Here is a 14,840-nt window from a genome sequence, read left to right as displayed (position 1 = left end):
GGCATCCTGGACTTCGGCCTCGTCCTGCAGACCGACCCGCCCGGCGCCGCCACCGTCGGCTTGATGCGCCGCGCCGAACGCAACGGCTTCCGCTACGGCTGGACGTTCGACTCGTCGGTGCTCTGGCAGGAGCCCTACGTCATCCACAGCCGCATCCTGGCCCATACCCAGCGGCTCATCGTCGGTCCCATGGTCACCAACCCGGGCACCCGCACCTGGGAGGTCACCGCCTCCACCTTCGCCACCCTCAACGAGATGTACGGCAACCGCACCGTGTGCGGCATCGGGCGCGGCGACTCCGCCATGCGCGTCGCCGGGCGCAAACCCAACACGCTGGCCCGGCTGAGCGAGGCCATGTCCGTCATCCGCGATCTGGCCGAGGGCCGGGAGGCGGTGGTGGACGGCACCCCGCTGCGCCTCCCCTGGGTCCGGGACGGCAAGCTGCCCGTCTGGATGGCGGCGTACGGCCCCAAGGCGCTGGCCATGGCCGGGCGGGAGGCGGACGGCTTCATCCTCCAGCTCGCCGACCCGTATCTGACCGAGTGGATGGTCAAGGCCGTCCGGATGGCCGCCGCCCAGGCGGGCCGCGACCCCGGCGAGATCACCGTCTGCGTGGCGGCACCGGCGTACATCAGCGAGGACACTCCGGAGGGGCTCGCGCACGCCCGCGAGCAGTGCCGGTGGTTCGGCGGGATGGTCGGCAACCACGTCGCCGACCTGGTCTCCCGCTACGGCACCGACACCGCACTCGTACCGGCCGCCCTCACCTCCTACATCGCCGCCCGGCAGGGCTACGACTACGCCCACCACGGGCGTGCGGGCAACCCGGACACCGCCTTCGTACCCGACGAGATCGTGGACCGCTTCTGCCTGCTGGGGCCCGCCGAGGCCCACATCGAGAAGCTGCGGGCCCTGCGGGCGCTGGGCGTCGACCAGTTCGCGCTCTACGCCATGCACGACGCGAAGGAACACACGATCGACGCCTACGGATCGGACATCATCCCCGCCCTCCAACGCTGAGCCCGACTGCGCCGCCCACCCGAACCCGGGGGTCACCCGACAGACTCTGAGGTGCCCGATGACCGACACCGCACCCGGCTCCCCGGGCTCCGGCAGCTTCCAGCAGGCCACCCGCCCGGACGGCCGGGTCGAGCTGCCCGACGGCGCGATACCCGCCGACAGCCGCTACGACAACGCCGACCTCCACCCCGTACCACTGGCCGAACGCCGCTGGACCACCTACAACTTCGCCGCGCTGTGGGTCGGCATGGCCGTGAACATCCCCTCCTGGACCCTGGCCTCCGGGCTGGTCGCGCTCGGCATGGACTGGAAACAGGCGGTCCTCACCATCGCCCTGGCCAATGTGATCGTGCTCTTCCCGATGCTGCTCACCGGGCACGCCGGGCCGAAGTACGGCATACCCTTCCCGGTCCTGGCCCGTGCCTCCTTCGGCGTCGTCGGTGCCAATCTGCCCGCCCTGCTGCGGGGACTGGTCGCCTGCGCGTGGTTCGGCATCCAGACCTGGATCGGCGGGCAGTCGATCTACTTCCTCCTCGGGAAGGTCCTGGACGGCGCGGACTGGTGGGTGGACCCGGCCGGATTCATGGGCTACCCGGTGACCCAGTGGCTGTCCTTCCTGGCCTTCTTCCTCATCGAGATCGCCGTCATCCTGCGCGGTATGGACGCCGTCCGGCGCCTGGAGAACTGGGCCGCCCCGCTGATGCTCGCGGGCGCCCTCGCCCTGCTCGTCTGGATCGCCGACAAGGCGGGCGGCTTCGGCCCGCTGCTGGACCAGCCGTCCCAGCTGGGCTGGGGTGCCGACTTCTGGCCGGTCTTCTTCCCGGCCCTGATGGGCATGATCGGCTTCTGGTCCACCCTCGCCCTGAACATCCCCGACTTCACCCGCTTCGGTGCCGGCCAGCGCGCCCAGGTCCGGGGCCAGACGCTCGGGCTGCCCACCACCATGGCCGCGTTCGCCCTGCTGTCCGTGCTGGTCACCTCCGGCTCCCAGGCCGTCTACGGCGAGCCCGTGTGGGACCCCAGCGAACTCGCCGCCCGCATGGACAGCACGGTCGGCGTCCTCTTCGCACTTCTGGTGGTCCTGATGGCGACGCTCTCCACCAACATCGCCGCCAACCTGGTAAGCCCGGCATACGACCTGTCCAACCTCGCGCCCCGGCTCATCAGTTTCCGCACCGGTGCCCTGCTGGCCTGCACCATCGGCGTGCTCATCTTCCCCTGGAAGCTGATCGAGAACCCGAGCGTCTACATCTTCACCTGGCTCGGCACCGTCGGCGGGCTGCTGGGCACCGTCGCCGGAATCCTGATAGCCGACTACTGGCTGGTGCGCCGCACCCACCTGGACCTGGCCGACCTGTACCGCCGGGGCGGCCTCTACTGGTACGACTCCGGCTGGAACTGGCGCGCCCTGGCCGCATTCGGCGTGGGCGGCGTCCTCGCGGTGGGAGGCTCGTACTCGAAACCGGGCCAGGGCCCCTTCCCCGCCGACGGCCTGATCCCCTTCCTCCAGCCGCTCGCCGACTACAGCTGGGCCGTCGGAATGGCAAGCTCCCTGCTGCTCTACGTGCTGCTGATGCGGGTCAGCCCGCCCCCGCCCGGTCCCCGGCTTCCGCCTCGCGACGGCGCGCTCAAGGCACCCGGGCCGTCCACTCCGGTGAGCTGAACTTCGTCGCGGCCAGCTCACGCGCCCGCCGCATCTCCTGCTCTGTGAGGCCGTCCAGGGTGAGGCCGTAGCGGTTGCGGAAGGAGGCGATCATGCGGTCGATGACCTCGGTGCGTGCCAGCCCGGTCTGGCGGCGCAGCGGATCGACCCGCTTGCGGGCGCTGGCCGTCCCCTTGTCGGAGAGCTTCTCCTTGCCGATGCGCAGCACCTCGACCATCTTGTCGGCGTCGATGTCGTACGCCATCGTCACGTGGTGCAGCACGGCGCCGGACCCGGCAAGGCGCTTCTGTGCGGCGCCCGCGATCTTGCCCCCGGGTGAGGCGATGTCGTTGAGCGGCTGGTACCAGGCCTGGACGCCCATGTCGGCGAGCGCGCCCAGCACCCAGTCGTCCAGATAGGCGTAGCTGTCGGCGAAGGACAGCCCGTGGACGAGCGAATCGGGCACACACAGGGAGTAGGTGATCGTGTTCCCCGGCTCGACGAACATCGCGCCGCCGCCGCTGATCCGGCGCACCACCTCGATGCCGTGCCGCTCGGCGCCCTCCGGGTCCACCTCGTTGCGCAGCGACTGGAAGCTGCCGATGATCACGGCGGGGGAGGCCCACTCCCAGACCCGCAGCACCGGTGGCCGCAGCCCGGCTGCGACCTGCTCGGTCAGCACCTGGTCGAGCGCCATGTGCAGGGCGGGCGACTGCGGCCCCTCGTGGATCAGCTGCCAGTCGTAGTCCGTCCAGTCGGTCGCCTCGGCGAGGGCCCGGCGCACGGCGATGCCCACCGCGTCGGCCGAGAAGCCGAACATCACGGTGCCCTCCGGCAGCGTCGCGCGGATACGGGCGGCCAGCTGCCCTGCGTCCGCCTCGGCGGGCGCGCCCTCCAGCCCCTGGTCGATCAGCGCGAGCGCCTCGTCCGGCTCCAGGAAGAAGTCACCGGCGACCTGTACGTTCCGCAGCACGCCGTCCTGGACCTCGCAGTCCACCACGACGAGCTTCCCACCGGGGACTTTGTATTCACCGTGCATGGGGACCACGGTAACTCGGCGGCTTCTTCCCGCCCCCCCCCAACCGACTCAGTGGGGTCAGTGCGGGTCCATCTGCTGGTTCCAGGGGGGCGCGACCGACTCGTTCGGGCCAGAGCTGCGCCCGATCACGAACGCTCTTGCTTTCCCGTCCTATGGCAATGGCGTTTGTCAAGTCCAGCTTGTTGAAAGCGGCCCTGATCTACATGCGGCTACCCGGCGCGGCTGTCAGCCCGTACCGCTCCTGCGGATAGTGCTCACCCCGTGATGTGCGTCTTTGGGCAACTCGCAGCGACCGCGTCGGCGAAGCTCCGAGCGAGCGGGGAGAGGGCGTCCCAGCGGCGTACGGCCCAGCCGACCGACAGCGGCGGCAGCGCCGGAATGGGGATGAGGCGCAGGGGGCTGCCGTCACCAGGTGTCGGGAGACCCGGTACTGCGGGCACGACAGCGTGGCCCAGGCCGAGTTCGGCAAGGAGCAGGGCTGTGTCCCAGTCGGCGACGCTGGTGTCCGAGCCGGTCCGGATCCCCAGTTCGGCGAAGACGATGTCCAAATGGGCGCCGGAGGTGGAGTTCGGCGGCAGCCGGATGAGGCGGATGCCCGTGAGGTCGGGGGCGTCGATGCGCGTCCGGGCCGCGAGCGGATCGTCGGACCGCATGGCGAGCACCCAGGGCAGATCGGCGACGGGGCGCTGCTCGATGCCGCGCACTGGGCCGCCGACGGTGATCCAGGCAAGGTCGAGGTTGCCGGCCAGGAGAGCGTCGAAGCATCCGCGGCTGGAGGTCTCGGTCTGGAACTCCAGGCTCACCTTCGGGTAGCGCCGGCGGAAGGAGACGATCGCTTCGGCCATGAAGTGCCGGACGGTCGTTCCGCCGGTCGTGATCCGCACGAAACCGCTTTCGCCGTTCACGAGGTCTCCCAGACGGCGCAGCGCAAGATCGAGCCCGGCGATCCCGTCGGCGGCGGCATCGCACAGGATGCGCCCCGCCGTTGTGGGAACAACCCCGCGCGGCTGGCGTTCCAACAGGCTCATGCCCGTTTCCCGCTCCAGACGCTTGACGTGCTGGCTCACCGCGGACTGGGTACAGGACAAGTCACGGGCCACGGCGCTGAGGCTTCCCGCCCGGCACACGGCGACGAACACGCGCAGGTCATCCAGAGTCATAATACCCAAGCTATACCTGGGGTGAATGGAGTAATCCCCAGGATTGACTGGGGTACCGAGGTGTCAGAAGATCGTCGCAGGGCCCAGGCGGCAACCCGTACAGCGCCCTCGTACGGATCCGGACCGTTAAAAGCGCTGTACGGGTGCCGACCAACCCACTACCGACGGGACACGGACACTGTGCCTGCTCTCCCTGCCACGACTGAACGGGCTGTCATCCTGCTGCGTGAGTTCGGTGCAGAAAGCATCGCCCACCCCGGCGGCACTCTCCTTACCCACCTCGAGCGCGTACAGGCGCGGCTCACGACGTGGAAGGCCCGCCCGGCCCTCCAACTCGCCGGCCTGTGTCACGCGTTCTACGGCACGGACGGCTTCCCCACAGCACTGCTGCCACTGGACCGTCGCAATGACCTTGCAGCGGTGATCGGCGCCGAGGCCGAGGCCATCGTGTACCTGTACGCCTCATGCGACCGGAAGGCAACGTACCCGGCTCTCAACAAGGCCGATGCTCCCTTCCACGACAGGTTCACCGGCCGCTCCCACATGCCAGGGCCACAGTTGCGCCGGGACTTCACCGAACTGTCGGCGGCCAACGAACTCGATCTCGCCATCGCCGATTCCGCCTTCCGTGACAAGTGGGGGCCCCAGCTGCTCGCCCTGTTCACCGGACTCCAGGATTCGCTGAGTGCTCACGCCTGGCTCGAGTGCCGCACGGCGCTTGCTACTCCTGCCTCCCAGCCGACGAACCAACACGCCAGTTCTGGCTGCGATCAACGGGAGTTGAGGAACTGAGACACGCCAAGAAATCAGCGACAAACCGGGTCCGGGCATACCCTCAGGCGCATGGTGACGACCCGGCCCACCCTCCAGGGCACCTTCGGCATGGCCTCCACCACCCACTGGCTGGCCTCGCAGACCGCGATGGCGGTGCTGGAGGACGGCGGCAACGCGTACGACGCGGCGGTGGCGGCCGGTTTCGTCCTCCAGGTCGTCGAGCCCCACCTCAACGGCCCGGCGGGCGAGGTGCCCGTCCTGATCGCCCCCGGCGACGGCCGCCCCGTGCGGGTGCTCTGTGGCCAGGGCACCGCCCCGGCCGGTGCCACCCTCGCCCACTACACCGGGCTCGGGCTGGAACTGGTGCCGGGCACCGGCCCGTTGGCGGCGGCCGTGCCCGGCGCCTTCGACGCCTGGATGCTGCTGCTGCGCGACTACGGCACCAGGACGCTGGCGCAGGTGCTGACCTACGCGATCGGCTACGCCGAGGGCGGCCACCCGGCCGTGGAACGGGTGGGGGAGACCGTCGAGTCCGTACGGGAACTCTTCGAAACCGAATGGACCGCCTCCGCCGAGGTCTATCTGCCCGGCGGACGCGCACCGCGCCCCGGAGCGCTGCTGAGGAACCCGGCACTGGCCGGGACCTGGCGGCGGCTGATCGCGGAGGCCGAGGCGGCCGGACCGGGCCGCGAGACGCAGATCGAGGCGGCGCGGCACACCTGGCGGCAGGGCTTCATCGCCGAGGCGCTGCTGCGGACCGCGGGCACCCCCGCCATGGACACCAGCGGCGAACGCCACCGCTCCACCCTCACCGGCGACGACCTCGCACGCTGGGAGGCCACCTACGAGGAGCCCGTCGGCTACACATGGAACGGCTGGCGGATCTGCAAGGCGGGCCCGTGGTCCCAGGGGCCCAGCCTGCTCCAGCAGCTCGCCCTGCTGCCCGCGGACTGGACCGCATGGGACGACACCGAGCGCGTGCACCGGCTGGTGGAGGGCACCAAGCTCGCCATGGCCGACCGCGAGGCGTGGTACGGCGACGCGGCGGGCGCGGCGGCCGTACCGGTGGACGCGCTCCTGTCCGGCACCTACAGCCACGCACGCCGCTCACTCATCGGCGAGGGCGCCTCGTACCAACTGCGGCCCGGCAGCCCCGGCGGCCGTACGCCACAGCTGGCCCGGCACGCGCACACGGCCGCCGCGGCGGGCTCGGCCGGGGAGGCCGCCGCCGACGCGCACCGGCCCGTCGGCGCGGGCACCGGCGAACCGACCGTGGGTGAACCGACCGTCTCCTCGGACGGATCGACCCGTGGCGACACCTGCCACCTCGACGTGGTCGACCGCTGGGGGAACATGGTCAGCGCCACGCCCAGCGGCGGCTGGCTCCAGTCCAGCCCCGTCGTCCCGGAGTTGGGCTTCCCGCTGGGCACCCGGCTGCAGATGGCCTGGCTGGAGCCCGGCCTGCCCAATTCCCTCACTCCCGGCCGCCGCCCCCGCACCACCCTCACGCCCTCGCTGGCGCTGCGCGACGGCGTGCCGGTGCTGGCCTTCGGCACCCCCGGCGGGGACCAGCAGGAACAGTGGCAGCTGCACTTCCTGCTCGCCGTCGCCAGCAGGCCCCCGGTGCGCGGCGGCCCGGACCTCCAGGGCGCCATCGACGCCCCGAACTGGCACACCGAGAGCTTCCCCGGCTCCTTCTATCCGCGGGCGATGCGACCCGGCAGCGTCACGGTGGAATCCCGCATCGGGGAGGAGGTCATCGACGGCCTCCGCCGCCGCGGCCACCGGGTCACGGTCGGCCCGCCCTGGTCGGAGGGCCGCCTCTGCGCGGTCGCCCGCGACCCGGAGACCGGCATCCTCAGCGCCGCCGCCAACCCCCGCGGCGCCCAGGGCTACGCGGTGGGTCGCTGAACGGCACGCACGGCTCGCTTCGCATGGTCGTGTTCAGACTTCGACCCGCCGGACCAGGTTGTAGTAGATCCCGACGTCCTCCGGGGCGTGGAGGCGCATGTCCGCGCCGTCAGCGCTCACCATGCAGACCCACCCGGACGGAGCGGAATCGGGTTTCGTGAGAGTGAACGGACCTTGCCCGTTTATCGCCCACACCGTGCTTCCGAAACGGACGGTGTGACCGTCTTTTGTGCGGTAGGTAGAGGCCATGCAGTAGTCGTACCACTGCTTCTGACGCTCTGGGGCGTGGCGGGACGTGGCGGATTACGGCCATGAGGTGGCAGCAATCCGCCACGAAGGCGCTTCAGCGCGACGGAAGGCCGCCGAGGCGGCCCGCCTTGACGGACGTCAGGAGCGCGGCCAGGGCGGGGCGGGTGGTCGCGAGTATGGTGTCGGGCTCGTCGCTTTCGCGGAGCATGAGAGTGTGCCTGTCGCGCGCGGCGACGAATACGCAGTTCGACGAGTCTCCGCTGTACGAGGACTTCTGCCAGGCGTGGGCGAGTGTGTTCATGTGTCCTGGATACCCCGAGCGATGTGGTGGATGAAGTCGCGTGACGCGGATTCCGTGAGGGCGCTGCGCTCCATGCGGTCGAGTACGGTCCGGTACTTCTGCAACTGCGCCTCGGCATCCAGGAACTCGCAACCGTGGTGGACGTCGAGCTGCACGGTATCCAGCTGCGGTACGTCACCGCACACGTAGTCGAACGGCTGGCCGTTGCCCGGGAAGTCGCCCTGTTCGAAGGGGATAACCCGCACCGAGACGTTCCCCAGCTCGCTCATCTCGATGAGATGGCCGAGCTGCGCGCGGGCCGTGTCACGGCCGCCGAACCGCATCCGCAGCGCCGCCTCGTGAATGATCGCCGAGTACGGCCGGGCGTGTTCACCGAAGAGGACTGCCTGCCTCTTGATCCGGTGTGAGAGCCGGTGCTCGACCGCGTGCGCCCGGAGTTGGGGAACGACCTGACCGAACAGGGCGCGGGCGTGATCCGTTGTCTGGAGCAGCGCGGGGATATGGATGGTCAGGACGGCCCGCAGCTCCCGAGCGTGATGCTCCAGTTCGGCCAGATCCGTGAGTGTGGCAGGGAGGTGCTCCCGGTACTCGTCCCACCAGCCACGCGCGCGTCCTCCGGTCATGGCTGCCAGCGCCTCGACGAACTCCTGGTCCGGGCAGGTGTAGATACCCGCCATGGCCCGGACGCGGTCCGCACCGACGGCGTATTTGCCCGCCTCGATCATGCTCATGCGTGCCTGATTGACGCCGAGGCGGGAGGCCGCCTCGGTCGAGGACAGCCCGGCGCGCTGTCGTAGCTTGCGCAGCTCGGTGCCGAGTCGCTGCTGCCTCAGCGTCGGGATGGTGGTTGGCGGCATCTCTGACCCTGTCTGTTGCGCTACGTAGATGTCACCCACACGAGGGTTATTGGGAGTATTCTCATCGAGTCGCTGGTATTTCTACCATCACGCACTCTACATTGTGAGCCGTGCCACTCCACCTGGCCCCACCTCACCCGGCGACAGGAGACTTCCATGGCCACCGTATCCCCGCAGAATCCCGGCTCCGCGCCCGACGGCGACGACTGTGACGGCCTCACCGCCCTTCCTTCCGCCTTCGCGGAGGAGCTGTGCGCGCTCGCGCTGGATATCGCGCCTCGGCTGTTCGCCGTGGCGCAGGTGCATGCGCCCGGCACCGATGAGGCCGACGGGCGGGTCGCGGCCTGGGGCATGGCGTACGAGGACGGGCGTGCGCAGGTGGTCAGCGTGGACGGCGGCGCCCGGATGAGTGTCGGCTCAGCCGAAAGCGCGCTGCGGTGGTTCGCCCGGCGGGAGGGGATCACGGCGCGGCTGGTGTGGCTGTCCCCTCCCGCTGCCGCCTCACTCCAGCGTGACGCGGACGGGTGACGCGGCCGACGCCCGGAAGCCGTGCTTCCATGGACGTATGATCGATGATGCGCTGGTCAACGGCGCCGAGGAAGCCGTACGCAAGGCAGTGGCCCAGGAGGTCATGCCCCGCTGGCGGCAGCTGGCGTCCCACGAAGTGGTCCAGAAGAGCGGACCGCACGACGTAGTGACCGTCGCCGACCAGCTGGCAGAGGAACATCTGACGCGCTCGCTGACCGCGCTGCTGCCCGGCTCGGTGGTCGTGGGCGAGGAGGCCGTGCACGCCGACCCGGGCTCGTACGGCGCGCTGCGCGGCCCTGACCCGGTGTGGATAGTGGACCCGGTGGACGGCACCCGCCAGTTCGTACGCGGTGAGGACGGCTTCTGCACGCTGGTCGCCCTCGCGCACCACGGCGAGGTGCTGGCCTCCTGGACCTACGCCCCGGTGCTGGACCTGATGGCCATCGCCCGCCTGCGCGGTGGCGCGCTGCTCAACGGCGAGGCACTGCGTGCCGGGTCGCCGGAGCCGGCCGAGGACCTCGTCGTGGCCACCTCGCACCCCGACTTCACCACTGACGCGCAGAAGCGCGCGCTGCTCGGGCTGTGGTCCGACGGCATCGCACCGCGCCCGTGCGGCTCGGCCGGGCTGGAGTACCTCAACGTCGCACGCGGGGAGCTGGACGCCGTCGCCTTCTCCTGGGAGCTCGCCTGGGACCACGCAGCCGGACTGCTGCTGGTCTCCGAGGCGGGCGGTACGAGCGGCACCCTCGAAGGCAAGCCCTTCCGGCTCGCGGGCGGGAACGCGCTGCCGTTCACCGCGGCGCGTGACAGCGAAACCGCGCGGCGTATCCTGACTGTGCTTCAGCGGGCCAGCTGAGCGAGCGGTGAGGGGAGAGTCGACAGTGCCGTCGATCCTGGACGCGGTGGTGGTGGGAGCCGGTCCCAACGGACTGACCGCAGCGGTCGAACTCGCCCGCCGCGGCTACGCGGTGGAGATCTTCGAGGCGCTCGACACCGTCGGGGGAGGGGCCCGGACGGAGGAGCTGACGCTCCCGGGTTTCCGTCACGATCCCTGCTCCGCCGCACACCCGCTCGGCATCACCTCACCCGCCTTCCGCTCCATGCCCCTGGAGCGGCACGGACTGGAGTGGCTGCACTCCGGCCTCCCGATGGCGCATCCCTTCCCGGACGGCAGCGCGGCGGTCCTCGCCCGCTCCGTCGCGGAGACGGCCGCCTCGCTGGGCATGCGTGACGCGGGCAGCTACCGGCGGCTGGTCGAGCCCCATCTGGCCAGATGGGACCAGCTGGCCGAGGACTTCCTGGGCCTCGGCTCGGCGCTCAACGGGCGGCTGCCGCAGGACCTTGTCTCGCTCGCCCGCTTCGGCCTGACCGGTCTTCAGCCCGCCTCCTGGGTCAGCCGCCGCTTCCGGGACGAGAAGGCGCGTGCGCTGCTGGGCGGGCTCGCCGCCCATGTCATCGCCCCCACCAGCACTTTCGCCACCGCCGGTATCGCCCTGGTCTTCGCGCTGGCCGGGCACGCCCGCGGCTGGCCGGTGGCCCGCGGCGGCTCCCAGTCGGTCTCCGACGCGCTGGCCGGATATCTGCGGGAGCTGGGCGGCACCGTGCACACCGGTGTCGAGGTCAAGCGACTGGACGAACTGCCGCCCGCCCGCGCGTACATCTTCGACACCTCGCCCACCGCGCTCGCCCGTATCGCCGGGCTCGGTCACGCGTACGCCGGGTTCCGCTACGGCCCCAGCCTCTTCAAGATCGATTACGCCCTGGACGGGCCGGTGCCGTGGACCGCCGAGCCGGCGCGGCGGGCGACAACCGTCCACATCGCCCCGACGGTCGGCATCATCGACGACGCGATGCGCCGCGCGGTGGCCGGACGCGACCCGGACCGGCCCTTCCTCATCACCGTCCAGCCCTCGATCGTCGACCCCGGGCGTGCGCCCGAGGGCAAGCACACCTTCTGGGCGTACGGGCATGTGCCGAACGGCTGGCAGGGGGACGCGACGGAGCTCGTCGAGCGGCAGATCGAGCGCTTCGCACCGGGGTTCCGCGACCTCGTCCTGGCCAGGGCCACCGCAGGGCCGCCCGAGCTGGCGCAGCGCAACGCGAACTACGTGGGCGGGGACATCGCCTGCGGCGCCGCCTCGGGGCTCCAGCTGATGCTGCGCCCCAAGCTGGCCCGCGTCCCGTACGCCACCGCGCATCCGGCGGTCTTCCTGTGCTCCTCCGCGACTCCGCCGGGGCCCGGTGTGCACGGCATGTCCGGCCACCACGCGGCCCGCGCGGTCTGGCGCAGGCTCTCCCTCGGCCGCTGACGGGGCCCTCCGGGAGCAGAGCCGGAGCGGGTGATGCCGTGGCGCGGCATGAACCCGCCGGGTCGACCCGCGACGGCTCCCGCCCGGGGCCTGTCCGGCGGATCTCTGCGGAGTCGCCCGCAGGGGCACCCTCCGGGGCCTTCGGGCTCGGGGAGCCGGGTGCGCCGCGTGTGCTCGGCTCGCTCCGTCCCGGATCTCGTCCCAGCACGCCGGCGGCCCAGTTCGGTCGCGAGGCGGTGCCCGCCCTCGCAGTGGGCTGCTCGGGCGATTCCGCCGACGCGGCGAGCGTGCGCCCGCCGCGTCGGCGGCTCGCGTCACCGCGGCCTCGCGGGCCGGGGAAGATCCGCCGGACAGGGCCCTACGCCGCCGCTCTGCGGTCCGCGAGAACCAGATCGCGGACCGGGGACGGGTCGATCCCGAGCCGCTCGAAGAGCGCGAGCGTGATCCGGTCGTTGGAGCGCAGCAGCCCCAGCACCACGTGCTCGACTCCGATCGCACGGTCCTTGAGCGCGAGCGCCTCGCGCAGCGACAGCTCCAGGGCCTTCTTGGCCCGGGACTCGAACGGCATGTGCCCCGTCTCGATGCCCTCCTCGCGACGGCGGCCCAGCGGCAGCAGCCGTCGCGGCTTGTCCCGCGGTGCGGCGGCGGGCCCGTCCAGCGCGCCGGGTCCGAAGGACTCCTCCGTTCGGCGCCGGACCTCTTCGAGGTCGATCCCGAGTGCCTTGAGCGCCTCGGCGTCCTCCGGCCCCAGCGCGTCGGTGTCTCTGGTGACCAGCGCGGCGACCGCCGCCCGGCAGGTCTCCGCCGTCACCCCCAGCCGTTCCAGCGTCGCGGCCCCCGGCTCCTCGGGGTGCCGGAGCACCGACAGGAGCAGATGCTCGGTGCCGATGCGGTCGTGCCGGAGTCCGCGTGCCTCCTCCTGTGCGCCGACGACAACGGAACGCGCCGGTTTGGTGAATCGCTCGAACATCCCCGCTACCTCCTGGAGTGCTTCTTGTGTACGGCCTGCCTGCTGACCCCGAGAGCCGCGCCGATCTCCTCCCAGGACCAGCCCTGTCTCCGTGCGCTGGCGACCTGCAGGGCCTCCAGCCGTTCGACCAGCCGCCGCAGCGCGGCGACCGAGCGCAGACCCACCTGCGGATCCCGGTCTGCTGCTGCCTGGGCGGCGTCGAGTGCGTCCCGTGCGTCGGTCTGTCCGGTCATGGCGTCAACCTAGGATGACAAGCCGAGGCGTGTCAACTGTTGTTGACGCCTCTGGTCGCGGCCCGCCGCTGCCGGATAGGGTCTGGGCGGCGCGACTGCTTGTTCGACTGCAAGGGACGACACAAATGGCTCATCCGGCGCGCGTGCTGATCGCCGCGGACAAGTTCAAGGGATCGCTGACAGCGGTGCAGGTCGCGGAGCACGTCACCGCCGGTCTGCGCCGCGCACGCCCCGACCTGCACATCGAGACCCTGCCGGTGGCCGACGGAGGCGACGGCACCGTCGCCGCCGCGGTGGCGGCCGGCTTCGCGCGCCACGAGGCGCAGGTGACCGGCCCGCTCGGCGCCCCGGTGACGGCGGCGTACGCGCTGCGCGACGGCACCGCCGTCGTCGAGATGGCCGAGGCGTCCGGCCTCCAGCTGATGCCGGAGGGCGTCTTCGCGCCGCTCACCGCCACCACGTACGGCAGCGGCGAAGTGCTGCTCGCGGCGATCGAGGCGGGCGCGCGCACCGTGGTCTTCGGCGTCGGAGGCTCCGCGACGACCGACGGCGGCGTCGGCATGCTCCAGGCACTCGGCGCGCGGTTCCTCGACGAGGACGGCGACCCGGTGGCTCACGGCGGCGGCCCGCTGCGGGAGCTGGAGAGCGCCGACCTGTCGGGGCTCGACCCGCGCCTCGAGGACGTCGAGATCATCCTCGCCAGCGACGTCGACAACCCACTCACCGGCCCGAAGGGCGCACCCGCGGTCTACGGCCCGCAGAAGGGGGCGACCGAGGAGGACGTGGCGGTCCTGGACGCCGGACTCACCCGTCTCGCGCAGGTGCTCGCCGAGACGGTCGGCACGGCGGCGTCGGACGCGGCGGAGGCGCCCGGCGCGGGCGCGGCCGGGGGCATCGGCTACGGTGCGCTGGTGGCACTCGGCGCGCGGTTCCGTCCGGGCATCGAGGTGCTGCTCGAGGTGCTGGGCTTCGCCGCGGCCCTGGAGCGCGCGGACCTGGTCATCACGGGCGAGGGCTCACTGGACGCGCAGACGCTGCACGGCAAGGCCCCCGCCGGGGTGGCGGCGGCCGCCCGCCAGGCCGGGAAGCCGGTGCTCGCGGTCTGCGGGCAGCTGGCCATCGACGAGGCCGCGCTTTCCGGCGCGGGCATCGAGGCGGCGTATGCGCTGGTGGAGATCGAGCCCGACCGCGTGAAGTGCATGGTCAACGCGGGCTCCCTCCTCGAAGGCGTCGCGGAGCGCCTCGCCACCGAGCACATCCCGCCCACCCAGCCCTGACCTCACCGGCTCCCGGCCCCCCGGCGCGCGGAGGGCGCGGCCTGCCGGCCCGCCCCCGCAGGCTCCGGGATGGCGTGCAGCACCCGCCCGCGCCGCGGCCAACGAAGGTCGGCCCCGTACGCGACCGGAACTCGGAACGCCCCACTGCACGCATGCGCTCCGGGCCCGCCCGCCCTGCCCGCTGCCTCCTGCTCCGGGTCGCCTGCTCTGCGTGGCTGCCTCCTGCTGCCCCGGGGCGGCAGCGGCGTCGCCTTGGGGCGGGGCTGGCGGCGTGCCCGTCCGCAGGGCCCTCCCCGGGTCGGCGGCGCTGTGCCCGTGCGGGCCGCCGCCCGTGCAGCCATGCCAGGTCAGGGTGCCGCCCGGCGCGGCTGCGAGGCCGGTCGGCGGGAGAGCGTCCCGCCAGGGGTCAGGCAGGAGCCGCACGGAGCTGGGCCCCGCCCGCCCCTGCGGGGCCGCCCCGGGGCCTGTCCGGCGGAGGGGCCACGCCCCTGGCGCGGCCGGGCTCGCGCCGCGCCGGAGGTGCCGGGCGGCATGCGCGCGGGCCCGGACGGAAGCCTCCCGGCGGGGCCC

General features: G+C 71.9%; 14 protein-coding genes and 1 pseudogene. 9 read left to right on the top strand and 6 right to left on the bottom strand.

Annotation, left to right across the window (positions count from 1 at the left end; translation table 11 throughout):
- The first annotated feature begins 6 nt into the window (after positions 1 to 6).
- On the top strand, positions 7 to 1,020 hold the full coding sequence (locus LHJ74_RS29925; protein ID WP_260221487.1) for a TIGR03842 family LLM class F420-dependent oxidoreductase: 1,014 nt from the start codon (positions 7 to 9) through the stop codon (positions 1,018 to 1,020).
- Positions 1,021 to 1,078: 58 nt separating this feature from the next.
- On the top strand, positions 1,079 to 2,683 hold the full coding sequence (locus LHJ74_RS29920) for an NCS1 family nucleobase:cation symporter-1 (RefSeq protein ID WP_260221374.1): 1,605 nt from the start codon (positions 1,079 to 1,081) through the stop codon (positions 2,681 to 2,683).
- Here the strand turns inward: LHJ74_RS29920 and lplAB are convergent.
- Positions 2,649 to 3,701, bottom strand: a complete 1,053-nt coding sequence (gene lplAB / locus LHJ74_RS29915) for a lipoate-protein ligase LplAB (RefSeq protein WP_260221373.1) — start codon at positions 3,699 to 3,701, stop codon at positions 2,649 to 2,651. The genes LHJ74_RS29920 and lplAB overlap by 35 nt on opposite strands.
- 64 nt (positions 3,702 to 3,765) lie before the next feature.
- Between lplAB and LHJ74_RS29910 the strand changes: the two are divergent.
- Positions 3,766 to 3,867: pseudogene (locus LHJ74_RS29910) on the top strand (peptidase E); the annotation flags it as partial.
- 88 nt (positions 3,868 to 3,955) lie between these two features.
- Here the strand turns inward: LHJ74_RS29910 and LHJ74_RS29905 are convergent.
- Positions 3,956 to 4,861, bottom strand: coding sequence for a LysR family transcriptional regulator (locus LHJ74_RS29905; protein WP_260221372.1), 906 nt, complete (start codon positions 4,859 to 4,861; stop codon positions 3,956 to 3,958).
- A 180-nt stretch (positions 4,862 to 5,041) separates the two neighbouring features.
- Here LHJ74_RS29905 and LHJ74_RS29900 point away from each other — a divergent pair, with 180 nt between their 5' ends.
- Together LHJ74_RS29900 and LHJ74_RS29895 are read left to right on the top strand one after the other, a co-directional pair.
- On the top strand, positions 5,042 to 5,653 hold the full coding sequence (locus LHJ74_RS29900; protein WP_260221371.1) for a DUF6817 domain-containing protein: 612 nt from the start codon (positions 5,042 to 5,044) through the stop codon (positions 5,651 to 5,653).
- 51 nt (positions 5,654 to 5,704) lie between these two features.
- Positions 5,705 to 7,546 (top strand): gamma-glutamyltransferase family protein, encoded by a 1,842-nt coding sequence (locus tag LHJ74_RS29895; RefSeq protein WP_260221370.1) that lies wholly within the window; start codon positions 5,705 to 5,707, stop codon positions 7,544 to 7,546.
- A 343-nt stretch (positions 7,547 to 7,889) separates the two neighbouring features.
- Here LHJ74_RS29895 and LHJ74_RS29890 read toward each other — a convergent pair whose 3' ends face one another.
- Both LHJ74_RS29890 and LHJ74_RS29885 read right to left on the bottom strand, forming a co-directional pair.
- Positions 7,890 to 8,096, bottom strand: coding sequence for a DUF397 domain-containing protein (locus LHJ74_RS29890; RefSeq protein ID WP_260221369.1), 207 nt, complete (start codon positions 8,094 to 8,096; stop codon positions 7,890 to 7,892).
- Positions 8,093 to 8,953: a helix-turn-helix domain-containing protein gene (locus tag LHJ74_RS29885; protein WP_260221368.1), complete on the bottom strand. Its 861-nt coding sequence runs from the start codon at positions 8,951 to 8,953 to the stop codon at positions 8,093 to 8,095. Before LHJ74_RS29885 ends, LHJ74_RS29890 begins: the two co-directional genes overlap by 4 nt.
- 156 nt (positions 8,954 to 9,109) lie before the next feature.
- On the opposite strand from LHJ74_RS29885, the gene LHJ74_RS29880 reads away from it, so the two are divergent.
- Genes LHJ74_RS29880 through LHJ74_RS29870 form a run of 3 tightly spaced genes read left to right on the top strand, consistent with a single transcriptional unit; the run spans position 9,110 to position 11,790 of the window.
- Complete coding sequence (locus LHJ74_RS29880; RefSeq protein WP_260221367.1) at positions 9,110 to 9,481, top strand: hypothetical protein; 372 nt, start codon at positions 9,110 to 9,112, stop codon at positions 9,479 to 9,481.
- Positions 9,482 to 9,518: 37 nt separating this feature from the next.
- Positions 9,519 to 10,337: an inositol monophosphatase family protein gene (locus tag LHJ74_RS29875; protein ID WP_260221366.1), complete on the top strand. Its 819-nt coding sequence runs from the start codon at positions 9,519 to 9,521 to the stop codon at positions 10,335 to 10,337.
- Between the two features lie 25 nt (positions 10,338 to 10,362).
- Entirely contained in the window at positions 10,363 to 11,790 is a 1,428-nt protein-coding gene (locus LHJ74_RS29870) for a phytoene desaturase family protein (protein ID WP_260221365.1), read from the top strand.
- Between the two features lie 358 nt (positions 11,791 to 12,148).
- Here the strand turns inward: LHJ74_RS29870 and LHJ74_RS29865 are convergent, their stop codons facing one another.
- Both LHJ74_RS29865 and LHJ74_RS29860 read right to left on the bottom strand, forming a co-directional pair.
- The gene (locus LHJ74_RS29865) at positions 12,149 to 12,760 is read right to left on the bottom strand and encodes a Clp protease N-terminal domain-containing protein (RefSeq protein ID WP_260221364.1); all 612 of its coding nucleotides are present in this window, start codon (positions 12,758 to 12,760) and stop codon (positions 12,149 to 12,151) included.
- 5 nt (positions 12,761 to 12,765) lie between these two features.
- Positions 12,766 to 12,993 carry a helix-turn-helix domain-containing protein gene (locus LHJ74_RS29860; RefSeq protein WP_260221363.1) on the bottom strand — a complete coding sequence of 76 codons (228 nt, stop codon included), beginning with the start codon at positions 12,991 to 12,993 and terminating at the stop codon, positions 12,766 to 12,768.
- Positions 12,994 to 13,118: 125 nt separating this feature from the next.
- Between LHJ74_RS29860 and LHJ74_RS29855 the strand changes: the two genes are divergently transcribed.
- Positions 13,119 to 14,270: a glycerate kinase gene (locus LHJ74_RS29855; RefSeq protein ID WP_260221362.1), complete on the top strand. Its 1,152-nt coding sequence runs from the start codon at positions 13,119 to 13,121 to the stop codon at positions 14,268 to 14,270.
- Positions 14,271 to 14,840: the final 570 nt, after the last annotated feature.

Source organism: Streptomyces gossypii (assembly GCF_025165795.1).
In the GTDB taxonomy this organism is placed as follows: domain Bacteria; phylum Actinomycetota; class Actinomycetes; order Streptomycetales; family Streptomycetaceae; genus Streptomyces; species Streptomyces gossypii.
Note: the sequence above shows the minus strand (reverse complement) of the source record. Positions and strands in the feature narration are given on the sequence as shown.

What these genes read in the sequence shown, in the direction of transcription:
- LHJ74_RS29860 (WP_260221363.1), bottom strand. Translation starts at nt 12,993, where the DNA reads ATGACCGGACAGACCGACGCACGGGACGCACTCGACGCCGCCCAGGCA.
- LHJ74_RS29865 (WP_260221364.1), bottom strand. Translation starts at nt 12,760, where the DNA reads ATGTTCGAGCGATTCACCAAACCGGCGCGTTCCGTTGTCGTCGGCGCA.
- LHJ74_RS29895 (WP_260221370.1), top strand. Translation starts at nt 5,705, where the DNA reads ATGGTGACGACCCGGCCCACCCTCCAGGGCACCTTCGGCATGGCCTCC.
- LHJ74_RS29880 (WP_260221367.1), top strand. Translation starts at nt 9,110, where the DNA reads ATGGCCACCGTATCCCCGCAGAATCCCGGCTCCGCGCCCGACGGCGAC.
- LHJ74_RS29890 (WP_260221369.1), bottom strand. Translation starts at nt 8,096, where the DNA reads ATGAACACACTCGCCCACGCCTGGCAGAAGTCCTCGTACAGCGGAGAC.
- LHJ74_RS29905 (WP_260221372.1), bottom strand. Translation starts at nt 4,861, where the DNA reads ATGACTCTGGATGACCTGCGCGTGTTCGTCGCCGTGTGCCGGGCGGGA.
- LHJ74_RS29875 (WP_260221366.1), top strand. Translation starts at nt 9,519, where the DNA reads ATGATCGATGATGCGCTGGTCAACGGCGCCGAGGAAGCCGTACGCAAG.
- LHJ74_RS29885 (WP_260221368.1), bottom strand. Translation starts at nt 8,953, where the DNA reads ATGCCGCCAACCACCATCCCGACGCTGAGGCAGCAGCGACTCGGCACC.
- lplAB (WP_260221373.1), bottom strand. Translation starts at nt 3,701, where the DNA reads ATGCACGGTGAATACAAAGTCCCCGGTGGGAAGCTCGTCGTGGTGGAC.
- LHJ74_RS29920 (WP_260221374.1), top strand. Translation starts at nt 1,079, where the DNA reads ATGACCGACACCGCACCCGGCTCCCCGGGCTCCGGCAGCTTCCAGCAG.
- LHJ74_RS29855 (WP_260221362.1), top strand. Translation starts at nt 13,119, where the DNA reads ATGGCTCATCCGGCGCGCGTGCTGATCGCCGCGGACAAGTTCAAGGGA.